This window comes from Amnibacterium sp., from assembly GCF_036559085.1.
GTDB lineage: Bacteria > Actinomycetota > Actinomycetes > Actinomycetales > Microbacteriaceae > Amnibacterium.
The window spans coordinates 1-12,597 of sequence record NZ_DATBTU010000018.1 but is presented as its reverse complement, the minus strand read 5'-3'; the positions used below and the strand labels follow the sequence as shown (position 1 = coordinate 12,597).

Here is a 12,597-nt window from a genome sequence, read left to right as displayed (position 1 = left end):
CTGCTCGGATTCGTGTGGGGCGCGGCGATGCTCGGCGCCGCCGTGCTGATCGCCCGGGGCCGCGTCAGCCGCGCCTGACGTGCGCGGCGACACCGCCGCGCACACTCGCGTCTGCTGTCCGTGCGGACATCTGTCGGTGTTTCAGCGGCAGCAGTTGTCCGTGCGGACAGCAGTCGCGGGGATGCCGCAAGTCAGCCGCGCGTCAGCGGTCGGCGGCGACCGCCGTCGCGTGGGTGACGACGCCGTAGGCGAGGTGCGGGATCAGGTCGCTGATCCAGTCCGTCGCCGACCAGGTGCGCGGATCCGTCACCTTGAGCACGGTCATCGGGCCGTTCGAGGCCACCAGCACGACCGCCGTCGTGAGCAGCGTGCCCGTCACGGCCCCCGAGCGGATGCCCGCAGCGCGGGCCACCCCCACGAGGGCGCCGACGCCGAGGCCGGCCGCGATGCCGAGCAGGGGGCCGAGGCCCTCGATCCGGTTCTTCCGCTGCCCCTCGTCCCCGGGGATCTGCACGCCGACCTGCTCGGCGAGTCGCGTCACCGAGGTCTCGGGGGTGCTGCTCGCGGGTCTCGCCCGCACCACCATGTCGACGTAGGACGCGGTGTTCAACGCGGTCGTGCCCGCAGCGCCCGCCGCGAGGCCGACCAGGAGTCCACGAAGCAGCCGGGCCATGTCCCCGTCCTCTCGATCCTGTCGGACCGCATCGTGGCCCCGGCGCCTGGGGAACAGGTGGGCGGCGCGATCTAGGGTGAATCCGTGAGCAACGAGGCCTACTTCGACACCAGCACCTGGGACCCCCGCGACGTCGTCTCGGGAGGCGCGCGGCGCATCCCCATCCGGACGCCGAGCGGCGAGTTCTCGGTCTGGACGAAGCGGGTCGGCACCAACCCCGACCTGAAGGTGCTGCTGCTGCACGGCGGCCCGGGCTCCACGGACGAGCTCTACGAGCCCTTCGACGTCTGGTTCCCGCGCGCGGGCATCGAGTACTACTACTACGACCAGCTCGGGTCGTTCCGCAGCGACCAGCCCGACGACCCGTCGCTCTGGAACCTCGACCGCTTCGTCGACGAGGTGGAGCAGGTACGGGTCGCGCTCGGCCTCGACGCCTCGAACTTCGTGCTGCTCGGGCAGTCGTGGGGCGGCCTGCTCGCCACCGAGTACGCGGTGCGCCACCAGGAGCACCTGAAGGGGCTCGTCATCTCGAACATGATGGCGAGCGCGCCGGAGTACAACCGGTACGCCCGCGAGGTGCTCATGCCGACGATGGACCAGGACGTGCTCGCCGAGATCCAGCGGTTCGAGGCGGAGGGCACGACCGCCGACCCGCGCTACGAGGCGCTGCTCATGGAGCACCACTACGCGCTGCACGTGTGCCGCATCCCGGTCGACGAGTGGCCCGACCCGGTCGTGCGCGGGCTGACGCACATCAACAACGCCATCTACGTGCCGATGCAGGGACCGAGCGAGCTCGGGCTCAAGGGCACGCTCGAGGACTGGGACCGCTCGGCGGACCTCCCGTCGATCACCGTGCCGACGCTCACCATCGGCGGCACGCACGACACGATGGATCCCGCCTACATGGAGTGGATGGCCGGGCAGCTGCCGAACGGCCGCTACCTGCACTGCCCCGAGGGCAGCCACCTCAGCCAGTTCGACGACCCGTCGCACTACTTCCCCGGGCTCATCGACTTCCTGACGGGGCTCTGACCCGCGGATCCACGGGCCGTGAACGACGGACCCGGCGGGGTGCTCGAGGGCATCCGGGTGCTCGACCTCACCCGGGTGCTCGCCGGGCCGTACGCGACGATGATGCTCGCCGACTTCGGCGCCGACGTGATCAAGATCGAGAGCCCGGCCGGGGACGAGACGCGGTCGTGGCGGCCGCCCGTCGGCGCGGACGGGAACGCGACCTACTTCGCCGCGGTGAACCGCAACAAGCGGTCCCTCGTCTGCGACCTCTCGGGAGAGGGCCGGGAGACGGTGCGGCGGCTCGCGGCGACCGCGGACGTGGTGATCGAGAACTTCCGTCCGGGCGTCCTCGAGCGCTTCGGGCTCGGCTACCAGGCGCTCGCGGCGGCGAACCCCCGCATCGTGCACTGCTCGATCACCGGCTTCGGGTCGGGCGCCGGCGCCGCGCTGCCCGGCTACGACCTCGTCGTCCAGGCGCTGGGCGGCCTGATGAGCATCACGGGGGAGCCCGACCGGCCGCCGCTGAAGGTCGGCGTCGCGCTCGTCGACGTGCTGACCGGGCTCAACGCGTTCAGCGGGATCCTGCTCGCGCTCCGCAGGCGGGAGCAGGTGCCGGGCCCGCAGCGGATCGAGGTCGACCTGCTCTCGTCGCTGCTCGCCGGGCTCGTGAACGCCGGCTCTGCTGCCCTGACGACGGGGCGGTCGCCGACGCGGGTGGGGAACGCGCATCCGAGCATCGCGCCCTACGAGACGTTCGAGGCGGCCGACCGGGTGCTGGCGGTGGCCGTCGGCAACGACCAGCAGTTCGCCGCCCTGGCGAGGGAGGTCGGGTTGCCGGAGCTCGCCGACGACCCACGCTTCGCCGGGAACGCGCTCCGCGTCGAGCACCGGGCCGCGCTGCACGCGCTCCTCCAGGACCGCATCGGCCGCGCCCCGGGGGCCGAGTGGCAGGAGCGGCTGACCCGGGCGGGCGTGCCGGCCGGGGTGGTCAACAGCGTCGCGGAGGCGTTCGCGCTCGCGGAGCGGCTCGGCCTCGGCATGGTGGTGGGGGAGGAGGGCGGTCCCCGCCAGGCCGCCGATCCCATCCGCCTCTCGGGAGCGCCGGCGGCCTACCGGACCCCGCCGCCCGCACTGGGCTCGACGACCGCCGCGTGCTGGCTCGACGAGCGCGACGGCGACGACGGCTGACGCTCGACACGCTCACAGCGCGCCTCTGGCGCGTGCACGCCCCGCTCCCTAGCATCTCGTCAGCAGGCGCCCCCCGACTTCCGCCGGTGCCTGCCCGCGTGCTCGTTTCAACGACGAAGGAGCCTCATGACCGCCACCGCGCCCGATCCCGCCTCGACCACCCCGACGGCAGCGGACGAGGACGCCCAGCTCGAGTCGCTCGGCTACCGGCCGGAGCTCCGCCGGGTGCTCGGCCTGTTCGACAACTTCAGCATCGCGTTCTCCTACCTCTCGCCGATGGTCGGGGTCTACTCGCTGTTCGTCCTCGGCGCCGGCGCGGCCGGCCCGGCGTACATCTGGCTGATGATCCCGGTCGTGCTGTGCATGCTGCTCGTCGCGCTCGTCTTCGGCGAGCTCGGCAGCCACTACCCGATCGCGGGGGCCCTCTACCAGTACGGCAAGCGCAGCGTCGGCCCCGCCTACGGCTGGTGGGTCGGCTGGATCTACGGCCTCGCTCTGCTCGTCACGGTCGCGAGCGTCGACACCGGCATGGCCGGGTACCTCGCCGCGCTGCTGAACAACCTCTTCGGCATGAAGCTCGACGCGACGAACCACTCCACGATCCTCGTGGTCACGGTGCTGCTCATCGTGATCCAGACGTTCGTGAACACCGTCGGCGCGAAGGCGATGAGCCGGATCAGCCGGATGGGCGTCTACGTCGAGACGATCGGCACCTTCGGCGTCGCGATCGCCCTCGCGATCGCCGGCTTCCACCACGGGCTCGACTTCCTGTTCACCACCCAGGGCGCCCAGTACCCGAAGACGAACCCGCTCGGCGTCGACTTCGGCGGCTCGTGGGTCGCGGCCGCGCTCGTCGCCGTGCTCGCGCACAGCTACATCTTCTACGGCTTCGAATCCGCCGGCGACGTGGCCGAGGAGACGAAGAACGCCTCCCGGCAGGTGCCTCGGGCGATGCGGTCGTCCCTGATCTACGGCGGCATCGCCTCGTTCGTGCTCGTCGCCGGTCTGCTGCTCGCGACGCCGGCCAGCCACAAGGGCTACTCCGCCGCGGTGTCGTTCACCGGCGGCATCCCGCTCATCCTCAGCCAGCTGCCGCAGTGGGTGCAGGACGTGTTCCTGCTCGTCGTCTGCATCGCCTTCTTCTCGTGCGGCACCGCCGTGCAGGGTGCCGGTTCCCGGCTCCTCTTCTCCTACGCCCGCGACCGTCAGCTGCCCGCCAGCGGCTGGCTGCGCCGGGTGTCGCCGCGGTTCCGCACCCCGGCGAACGCGCTGCTCGTCGCCGGGATCGTGCCCGTGCTCTTCACGCTGCTCGTCAACGTGAACCCGGCGAAGGACGTGCACATCCTCTGGTTCGTGTTCCCGGCCGGGATCAACGCCCTGACCGCGCTGGTCTCCTTCGGGGTCTCCGGGATCTACCTGTCCTTCCTGCTCACGGTCATCGGATCGATGATCGCCCGCGCGCGCGGCTGGCAGCCAGCCGGTGCGTTCCGGCTCGGGCGGTGGGGGTGGCCGGTGAGCATCGTCGCCGCGATCTACCTGGCCGCGATGCTCCTGAACATCGTCGTGCCGACCGGCCTCGGCAGCCCCCGTGGGGCGCTCTTCAACCTCGACTGGATCACGCTCAACGTGGTGATCGTGCTGCTGGTCATCGGCGCGATCTACTTCTTCATCGCCCGGCCCGACCGGCGTTCGGCGGACCGCCTGCCGGTGCAGGAGCGGATCCGGTGACGGGCTCCCCGGACGGGCGCTGGACGCGGGCGGCGGGAACGGCGATGGTGAGCGCATGACCGCATCCGGATCGGATCCCGTGCCCCACGTCTTCGACCAGACGAACGGGGTGCTCGGCGACGACGCCGACCGCCCCGAGAGCGCCGTGCCGCACGACCTGCGGCCGCCGAAGACGTTCGGCGTCCCGCCGATCACGTCGCTCTGAACCGCCGGTTCGGGCGCCTCACCGCCCGTCCCGGTACCGTGCTGGCATGACCAGCGAGGGAAGTGCCCCCTCGGCCGACCGCGAGTACGCGGCGGCCGAGGAGACGACGAGCCGTCATCCGCAGGACTGGGGACGTGCCGTCGCCGTGGTGTTCGAGCGGCTCGCCGAGCAGGCCGCCGCCGATGGAGCGACCGTCGACGACGCGCTGCTCGGCGCGGACGTGGCACTGCACATCAGCGAGACGGCCGACGGCGTGAGGATCGAGGCGGTCTGGCGGGCCGCAGGCTGACCGTCCCCGCACGGGCGAGGCGCACGCTCGGCATCCGTTTCCCGGCGGGCGCTAGCGTGCCCGCATGAGCGGCGAGCAGATGCAGGGATGAGCGCGGGCACGGCGGAGCTGCTGCGGATCGCGCGCGAGGCGGCGGTGGAGGCCGGCGAGCTCGCCGCCCGGCTCCGGCGCGAGGGCGTCACGGTCGAGGGGACCAAGTCGTCGCCGATCGACATCGTGACGGCCGCGGACAAGGCCGCCGAGGACCTCATCCGCGGCCGCCTCGCCGCTGCCCGGCCGGACGACGGGTTCCTCGGCGAGGAGTCCGGCGCCGAGGTGGGGTCGAGCGGGCTCACCTGGGTCGTCGACCCGATCGACGGCACGGTGAACTACCTCTACGACCTGCCGAACTGGTCGGTCTCCATCGCCGTCGTCGAGGGCGAGCCGGACCCGGTGACGTGGCGGGCGCTCGCGGGGGCCGTGGCGGCGCCCGCGCTGGGCGAGCTCTTCACCGCGACCGCCGGTGGCGGCGCCCATCTCGGCGATCGCGAGCTGCACGTGCGGGGACCCGTCCCGCTGAACCGCGCGCTCGTGTCCACCGGCTACCACTACACGCAGGAGGTGCGAGGGAACCAGGCCCGCGTCGCAGGGCAGCTGATCCCGCTCGTGCGGGACCTGCGCCGGACCGGGGGTGCGGCCATCGACCTGGCCTCCGTGGCGGCCGGGCGCCTGGACGCGTTCTTCGAGCAGGGCCTGAACCCGTGGGACCAGGCCGCAGGCGGGCTGCTCGTCACCGAGGCGGGTGGCCTGATCACCGGCCTGGCGGGGGAGGGGCCCGCATTCCGCATGGTGATCGCGGGGGCGCCCCTGGTCGTCCACGAGCTCGACGACCTCCTGCAGCGCCTCGGGGCCTGACGCCGCACGCAGGCAACCCCCGAGGCGACGACCTAGCGTCGACGCATGAGCCACGACGACCCCTTCCTCGAGTCCCCGCCGAACGTGCCGCCCGGGGAGCGCAAGGACACCGATTACAGCCCCAGCAGCGACCGCGACGTGGAGGCGCTCCAGGACGACCAGGCCGGCAGCCCCGCGCTGGACGACCCGGACATCGACCGCAGCAAGGTGAAGCTGCTGCCCGGCACCGGCGACTACGACGACGACGGGCAGATCGACATCGAGCCGGGCGACGTGCACATCCCGCGGCATCCGGACGCCGATGCGGTGGGGCCGGTCGCCGACCAGGCCGCGCCGGACGGCGGGCACTGAGGTGGCGGATCGGGCCGGCGGGTTCGATCTGACGGGGCAGGCCGCCGTCGTCACCGGGGCGCGGCGCGGCCTCGGGCGGGCCATCGCGGTCGCGCTCGCCCGGGCGGGCGCCGACATCGGTCTCGGGCTGCGCGACGTGTCGGACGACGACGGCGCGGTCGCGGAGATCGAGGCGCTGGGCCGGCGTGCCGTGCCGCTCGCGATGGACGTGCTCGACATCGATGGGAGCCGCGCGGCGCTCGATGCGGCGGTGGAGGCGCTCGGCGGCCTCGACGTCCTCGTGAACAACGCCGGCGGCGGCATCCCGTCGGCGCCGGCGGCCGACGTGACGCTCGAGGACTTCGACCACGTCTGGGCCTGGAACGTGCGGAGCGCCTTCGCCCTGTCGCAGCATGCCGCGAAGCGCATGCGTTCGACCGGCGGCGGCGCGATCGTGAACATGGCCTCGCAGGCCGGCCTCGTGGCGCTGCCCGGGGAGTCCGCCTACTGCATCGCGAAGGCCGCGGTCGTGCACATGACCCGCTGCCACGCGGTCGAGTGGGGCACCGACGGCATCCGGGTGAACGCCGTGGCCCCGACCTTCATCGAGACCGACGGAACCGCCCCCGCGCTGTCCGACCCCGTGTTCCGGGCCGACACCGTGGAGCGCATCGCCGCGCTGCACCGCATCGGGGTGCCGCGCGAGGTGGCCGACGCGGTCGTGTTCCTCGCCGCGCCCGCTGCGTCCTTGATCACCGGGCAGACCCTGGCGATCGACGGCGGCTGGACCGCCCGCTGACGGCGCTCGCCGATCAGGCCTCCGCTGCGTCCGCGGTGTCGACCCATCCGCCCGTCTCGGCGGAGCGGAGCACGGCGTCGGTGAGCCGCGCCGCCCGGAGTCCGTCGTCGAACGTCGGCAGGCCGTCGGGCGCGCTGCCGCGGATCGCGGCGTAGCTGTCGCCGACGAACGCCGCGAAGGCATCGGGATAGCCCATCGGATGCCCGGGCGGCACGAGCGAGAGGCGCTGCGCCTCGGTCCCGGTCTGCGCCGCGCCCCGGCCGAGCACGCTCGACTCGCCGCGGGCGCCGAGCCACAGGTGGTTCGGATCCTCCTGCTCGAAGCGGACCGATCCGCCCGCGGTGCCCACCTCGAGCACGAGGCCGTTGTCGTGCCCGGCGGCGACCTGCGACACGAGCAGGGTGCCGATGGCGCCGGAGGCGGTCTCGACCACGAGCGCCGCGGCGTCCTCGCTCCCGACCGGGTGGCCGTTGCGCTCCGGATGCACCGTGCGGGTGAGGGCCTGCAGCCTCACGATGCGGTCGCCGGTCACGAACTCCGTGAGGTCGGCGAGGTGCGAGCCGATGTCGGCGAACGCGCGGGACGGGCCGCCTGCGGTCGGGTCGGTGCGCCAGTCGTCGTCCTCCGGCTCGAGCAGCCAGTCCTGCAGGTAGGCGCCCTGGATCGTGAACACGCGGCCACCCGCGCGCACTCGGTCGCGCGCCTCGCGGGCCATCGGGTGGAAGCGGTAGACGAACGGCACGGTGGCGACGAGGCCGGCCTCCCGGGCGGCGTCCGCGAGCCGGGCCGCATCCGCCGCGCTCGTGGCCAACGGCTTCTCGCAGATCACCGGGATGCCGGCGGCGAGCACCGCGAGCGCGTGCTCGAGGTGGGCGCCGTTCGACGAGCAGACGTGCACGACGTCGAGATCCATCGCGAGCAGCGCCTCGACGGATTCGGCCGCCGTGGCGATCCCGAGCCGGTCGGCGGCACGTCGTGCGCCCTCCGGGGAGCTCGTGGCGACCGCGACGACCTCGGCGCCTGCCGCGCGGGCCGCCCGGGTGTGCACGGCCCCCATGAAGCCCCCGCCGATGAGGCCAGCGCGCATCAGCCGAGGTCCGTGCTCGCCGCCGGATCCCAGTCCGCCGGCAGCGGGTCGGGCTGCGGCGCGCGGCTGCCCACGTCGACGAAGCGGTCGCTCCCGGCCGCCTCCGCGATGGAGAGCATCACGTCGAGCACGTGAGCCGCGAGCGCCCCGCTCGCCCGCTCGGTGCCGCCGGTGCGGATCGCGCGGGCGAGGTCGAGCACGCCGAGGCCGCGGCCCGCGGTCGCGCCCACCGCCGGCAGGGTCTCCGGCTCGTCGGATCCGCGCCGCCAGACGACGGTGTCGCCCTCGAACCGGTTCGGGTCGGGCAGCACGAGCACGCCGTCGGTGCCGGTGATCTCGACGAAGCCCTGGCGAGCGAGCGCCGACTGGAAGCTGAAGGTCGACTGCGCGGAGGCGCCGCCCTCGGCGAACCGGAGCAGCGCGCCGACATGGGTCGGGACCTCGACCGGGAACTCGGTGCCGGCGAGCGGCCCCGATCCGATCGTCCGGGTCGGGAACGCGGTCGAGCCGGTGGCGGCCACCGAGGCGATGGAGCCGAACGCCGAGACGAGGGTCGTCAGGTAGTACGGGCCCATGTCGAGCAGCGGCCCGCCGCCGCGGGCGAAGAGGAACGCGGGGTTCGGGTGCCACGACTCCGGGCCCGGGGAGAGCATCATCGTCGTCGCGCTGAGCGGCGTGCCGATGACGCCTTCGCGGACGGCGCGCAGCGCGGTCTGGATGCCGGCGCCGAGCACGGTGTCGGGCGCGCAGGCGACGCGGAGGCCCGCCCGGTCGGCGTGGGCGAGCAGCTCGGTCGCGCTCTCGCGGTCGGTCGTGAGCGGCTTCTCGTTCCAGACGTGCTTGCCGGCGTCGAGGGCCTTGTGGGCGACCTCGGCGTGGGCGGCCGGGATGGTGAGGTTGACGACGATCTCGACGGAGTCGTCCGCGAGCAGCTCGTCGACCGATCCGGATCCGGCGACGCCGTACTTCTCCGCCTGGGCGCGGGCGCGGTCGAGATCGATGTCGGCGACGAAGCGCACCTGGACATCGGGGAACGTCGTGAGGTTGGTCAGGTACTGGTCGCTGATGACCCCGGCGCCGATGACGCCGATGCCGACGGGACCGCGGCTCATCGCTCGAGCTCGCTGACGAAGCGGAAGGACTCGGCCAGACCGTCGAAGGGGTCGCCGGCGTAGGCGTCGAACTCGAGCACGCGCATGGCCTGCGGCGCCGCGGCGAGCACCGCGCGGACGTCGACGTCGCCCTGCCCGGCGGGCAGCTGCGTCGAGGTGTCCCGGGAGATCGGGCCGTCCTTCACGTGGATGAACCTGACCCGGTCGCCGAGCTGCTTCAGCAGCTCGGGCGCGTTCCCGCCGCCGACCGTGACCCAGAACGTGTCGACCTCGAGCACGACGGCCGGGTCGAGGTGCTGCTCGAGCAGCTCGAGGCCGCTCACGCCGTCGAACTGCGCCTCGAGCTCGTGGGCGTGGTTGTGGTACCCGAACGCGAGGTCGAACTCGGCGGCCGCGGCGGCGATCCGGTTCATCCGCTCGGCGGCGGAGCGGATGTCGTCGGCCGACTGCCAGTTCGGCGCCGGGTGGTGGGGGTCGATCAGCGTGCCGAGGCCGACCGTCTTCGCCGCCTCGAACGCCGCCCGCGGGTCGTCGTACTGGAGCACGGGCGCGTGGCCGGAGGGCGCGGTGAGGCCCGCATCCTTCAGGGCCGCCGCGTACTCGTCGGCGCGATCGACGAAGCCGTACAGCTCGACGGCCGTGAACCCGATCCCGGCCAGCCGCTGGAGGGCCGCAGGGAGATCGGCGGCCACGGCGTCCCGGACCGAGTACAGCTGGACGGACAAGGGCTGAGCCGGCACGGGGCGCTCCTTCGCGAGAGATGCGGCGCGCTCGCCGGCGCCGCTCCTTCAGGCTAGCGCCGACGGTTTGTTGCGCCCCTCCACGAAGGCTGTGGACGCCGCGCCCCGTCCGTGAGCGTGACCGGCGTCGCGGGCGGCGCAGTCGGGGCCGGGATGAGCACGAGGTCCTCCTCCGGACGCGCGCGGGAAGGGTGCGACCCTCCACAATGGGGTGTCGCTTGTCCTTGGCCGAGGAGGCCGGATGCTCCGCATGAACCCCGCCCGGCGCACGCGCTGCCCGGGTGACCTCGGCTGCCGGCAGGAGGCCGGGCATGGACGCTGACGAGCAGGCCGATCTCGAGGCGCTCGACCTCGCCGAGGCGGTCCGCGGCACCCGAGCGATGGTGGGCGTGATCGCGGCGTCGCTGATCCCCGTGATGGAGCAGGTGACGATGCCGCAGTTCCGCGCCCTCGTGCTGCTCCGCGCGCTCGGGCCCACCCCGGCCGGGGCGCTCGCCGCCCGGCTCGGCGTGACCGCGTCCACCGGCACCCGGCTCGTCGCCCGGCTCGTCCGCGGAGGGTGGGTGGAGCGTCGGTCGGAGCCGACCGACCGGCGGCTGATCACGCTCGAGCTGAGCGCGAAGGGCGTGCACCTCGTCGACCAGACGCGGCTGCGGCGCGAGCAGGCGCTCGCCGCGATCCTCGGGCGGATGCCCGCCGAGGGCAGGGCCGCGACCATCGAGGGGTTCCGCCGGTTCAGCGACGCGGCCGGCGAGCCGTCGCCGGAGAGCCTGGACCTGCTCGCGATGGAGGCGGCCGCCGAGACGGCCGCGGAGGCCGGAGCCTAGGTCAGGAACCAGTCGGTCGGGGCGTTCTGGGCGGTCTGCGCGCGCAACGCCTGCCGCGGCGCGGCCCAGCGGATGCCGTTCGCCAGCACCTGCAGGATCTCCGGCTGGTGGTAGACGGGGTACTCCTGGTCGCCGGGGGAGAAGTAGAAGATCCGGCCGAGCCCACGCGTGTACGTCACGCCCGACCGGAAGACCTCGCCGCCGGTGAAGGACGACACGAACACGAGCTCGTCGGGCACCGGGATGTCGAACGGCTCCCCGTACATCTCCTGCCGGGGCACCACGATCGGGCTCGGCACGCCGGCGGCGATCGGGTGGGTCTGGTCGATGGTCCAGACGAGCTCCCGCTCGCCCTCGTTGCGCCAGAGCAGCGAGTTCGTGGTGCCGGTGAGGCGCTGGAAGATCTTCGAGTAGTGCCCCGAGTGGAGCACGAGCAGGCCCATGCCCGCGAGCACGCGCTCGTGCACCTTCGCGACGACCTCGTCGGCCACCTGCGCGTGGCCGATGTGCCCCCACCAGAGCAGCACGTCCGTCTCGGCGAGCACCGCATCCGTGAGGCCGTGCTCCGGCTCCTGGAGCGTGGCCGTGCGGATCACGTCGTCGCCTCCGGCGAAGTGGGCCGCGAGGCCCTCCGCGATGGCGCCGTGGATACCCCGCGGGTAGTTCGCACGGACGACCTCGTCGCCCCGCGTCTCGTGCAGGTTCTCGTTCCAGACGGTGATCCTCATGCGACCTCGACCTCCCGGTGCTCCGCTGCGGACTGGTAGACGGCGTCGATCACGCGGCTGCGGTGCAGCGCGTAGTCCCCGTAGGCGTTCGCCCAGGAGCCCGAGCGGACCGTCGCGACGAACTCCTCGATGACCGCGAGGTGGTGCCCGCCGGGCACGTGCACCTCGGGGGCCGACACGACGGGCGCGCCGGCGACATCCGAGTAGATCCGGATCGTGTCGTCCGTCGCGTAGTCGCGCACGAAGAGGCGCACGCCGCCGGTCGAGCCGAGCAGCTCGACCGCGATGTCCTCCTCGTCGGCCGAGTAGCTGGCCCAGGAGGTCTCGAGGTGCAGGCTGCCGCCGTTGTCGAGCCGCAGCAGCGCGCTCGCGAAGTCCTCGACCTCGAACGTGCGGGTGCCGCCGGTCGTCTTCGACCCGGCGCGGCCACCACGCCCGGCGCGGCCGAGCTCCTCGTACGCGACGGCGCTGACGCTCGTCACCCGCGGCTCGCCCATCAGGTAGAGCGCGATGTCGAGCATGTGGGGGCCGAGGTCCACCATCGGGCCGCCGCCGGCCATCTGCCGGTTCGTGAACCAGGAACCGAGGCCCGGGATGCCCACGCGCCGGCGCCAGCTCGAGCGGGCGTGGTAGATCCGGCCGATGTCGTGCTCGTCGAGGTACCGGCGGATGTACTGCACGTCGGCCCGGCGGCGGTGGTTGAACGCGATCTCGAGCACGCGGTCGGCGGCTCGCGCCGCATCCACCATCTCCTGCGCGAGGGCGCCCGTGGGGGCGAGGGGCTTCTCGCAGAACACGTGCTTGCCGCTGCCGAGCGCGGCGATCGCGATCGGATGGTGGAGGTGGTTCGGCACCCCGATGCTCACGACGTCGAGGTCGTCGCGCGCGACGAGGTCCTCCCAGTCGTGGTAGAGGTTCGGCACCCCGCGGCCGGCACCGAGCTCCTCGAGCCGCGGCTGCTCCTGGCCGGCGAGAGCGAC

The 12,597-nt window shown here is 73.2% G+C and carries 15 protein-coding genes; 9 read left to right on the top strand and 6 right to left on the bottom strand.

Translation table 11 applies throughout. The annotated features are described in order from the left end of the window. Positions 1 to 202 precede the first annotated feature (202 nt). The gene (locus tag VIG76_RS02990) at positions 203 to 673 is read right to left on the bottom strand and encodes a hypothetical protein (protein ID WP_331950900.1); all 471 of its coding nucleotides are present in this window, start codon (positions 671 to 673) and stop codon (positions 203 to 205) included. Positions 674 to 757: 84 nt separating this feature from the next. Between VIG76_RS02990 and VIG76_RS02985 the strand changes: the two genes are divergently transcribed. The 8 genes from VIG76_RS02985 (at position 758) to VIG76_RS02950 (ending at position 7,123) form a co-directional block, all read left to right on the top strand. Continuing rightward, positions 758 to 1,708: a proline iminopeptidase-family hydrolase gene (locus VIG76_RS02985; protein WP_331950898.1), complete on the top strand. Its 951-nt coding sequence runs from the start codon at positions 758 to 760 to the stop codon at positions 1,706 to 1,708. 18 nt (positions 1,709 to 1,726) lie between these two features. After that, complete coding sequence (locus VIG76_RS02980; protein WP_331950896.1) at positions 1,727 to 2,878, top strand: CaiB/BaiF CoA transferase family protein; 1,152 nt, start codon at positions 1,727 to 1,729, stop codon at positions 2,876 to 2,878. A gap of 126 nt (positions 2,879 to 3,004) precedes the next feature. Continuing rightward, positions 3,005 to 4,606 (top strand): APC family permease, encoded by a 1,602-nt coding sequence (locus VIG76_RS02975; protein ID WP_331950894.1) that lies wholly within the window; start codon positions 3,005 to 3,007, stop codon positions 4,604 to 4,606. A gap of 55 nt (positions 4,607 to 4,661) precedes the next feature. Then, positions 4,662 to 4,811: a hypothetical protein gene (locus VIG76_RS02970; RefSeq protein ID WP_331950891.1), complete on the top strand. Its 150-nt coding sequence runs from the start codon at positions 4,662 to 4,664 to the stop codon at positions 4,809 to 4,811. A 46-nt stretch (positions 4,812 to 4,857) separates the two neighbouring features. Beyond that, a complete protein-coding gene (locus VIG76_RS02965; RefSeq protein WP_331950889.1) occupies positions 4,858 to 5,100 on the top strand; it encodes a hypothetical protein in 243 nt (80 codons plus the stop codon). 87 nt (positions 5,101 to 5,187) lie between these two features. Further along, positions 5,188 to 5,994 carry an inositol monophosphatase family protein gene (locus tag VIG76_RS02960; protein WP_331950887.1) on the top strand — a complete coding sequence of 269 codons (807 nt, stop codon included), beginning with the start codon at positions 5,188 to 5,190 and terminating at the stop codon, positions 5,992 to 5,994. 45 nt (positions 5,995 to 6,039) lie between these two features. Then, the gene (locus tag VIG76_RS02955) at positions 6,040 to 6,345 is read left to right on the top strand and encodes a hypothetical protein (RefSeq protein WP_331950885.1); all 306 of its coding nucleotides are present in this window, start codon (positions 6,040 to 6,042) and stop codon (positions 6,343 to 6,345) included. A 1-nt stretch (position 6,346) separates the two neighbouring features. Continuing rightward, positions 6,347 to 7,123, top strand: coding sequence for an SDR family NAD(P)-dependent oxidoreductase (locus VIG76_RS02950; protein ID WP_331950883.1), 777 nt, complete (start codon positions 6,347 to 6,349; stop codon positions 7,121 to 7,123). 13 nt (positions 7,124 to 7,136) lie between these two features. Here the strand turns inward: VIG76_RS02950 and VIG76_RS02945 are convergent, their stop codons facing one another. From VIG76_RS02945 to VIG76_RS02935, 3 genes are read right to left on the bottom strand one after another with little or no spacing between them, the layout of a single operon-like run. Beyond that, positions 7,137 to 8,210 carry a Gfo/Idh/MocA family protein gene (locus VIG76_RS02945; protein ID WP_331950881.1) on the bottom strand — a complete coding sequence of 358 codons (1,074 nt, stop codon included), beginning with the start codon at positions 8,208 to 8,210 and terminating at the stop codon, positions 7,137 to 7,139. Further along, positions 8,210 to 9,322 (bottom strand): Gfo/Idh/MocA family protein, encoded by a 1,113-nt coding sequence (locus VIG76_RS02940; protein WP_331950879.1) that lies wholly within the window; start codon positions 9,320 to 9,322, stop codon positions 8,210 to 8,212. Before VIG76_RS02940 ends, VIG76_RS02945 begins: the two co-directional genes overlap by 1 nt. After that, complete coding sequence (locus tag VIG76_RS02935) at positions 9,319 to 10,062, bottom strand: sugar phosphate isomerase/epimerase family protein (protein ID WP_331950876.1); 744 nt, start codon at positions 10,060 to 10,062, stop codon at positions 9,319 to 9,321. The genes VIG76_RS02940 and VIG76_RS02935 overlap by 4 nt, the downstream gene beginning before the upstream one ends. Positions 10,063 to 10,373: 311 nt before the next feature. Between VIG76_RS02935 and VIG76_RS02930 the strand changes: the two genes are divergently transcribed. Next, positions 10,374 to 10,889, top strand: a complete 516-nt coding sequence (locus tag VIG76_RS02930; RefSeq protein ID WP_331950874.1) for a MarR family winged helix-turn-helix transcriptional regulator — start codon at positions 10,374 to 10,376, stop codon at positions 10,887 to 10,889. On the opposite strand, the gene VIG76_RS02925 is transcribed toward VIG76_RS02930, so the two are convergent. Both VIG76_RS02925 and VIG76_RS02920 read right to left on the bottom strand, forming a co-directional pair. After that, entirely contained in the window at positions 10,886 to 11,617 is a 732-nt protein-coding gene (locus VIG76_RS02925) for a ThuA domain-containing protein (protein WP_331950872.1), read from the bottom strand. The genes VIG76_RS02930 and VIG76_RS02925 overlap by 4 nt on opposite strands. Continuing rightward, the coding region (locus VIG76_RS02920; RefSeq protein WP_331950870.1) for a Gfo/Idh/MocA family protein at positions 11,614 to 12,597 on the bottom strand (984 nt) is incomplete at its 5' end. The genes VIG76_RS02925 and VIG76_RS02920, both read right to left, overlap by 4 nt.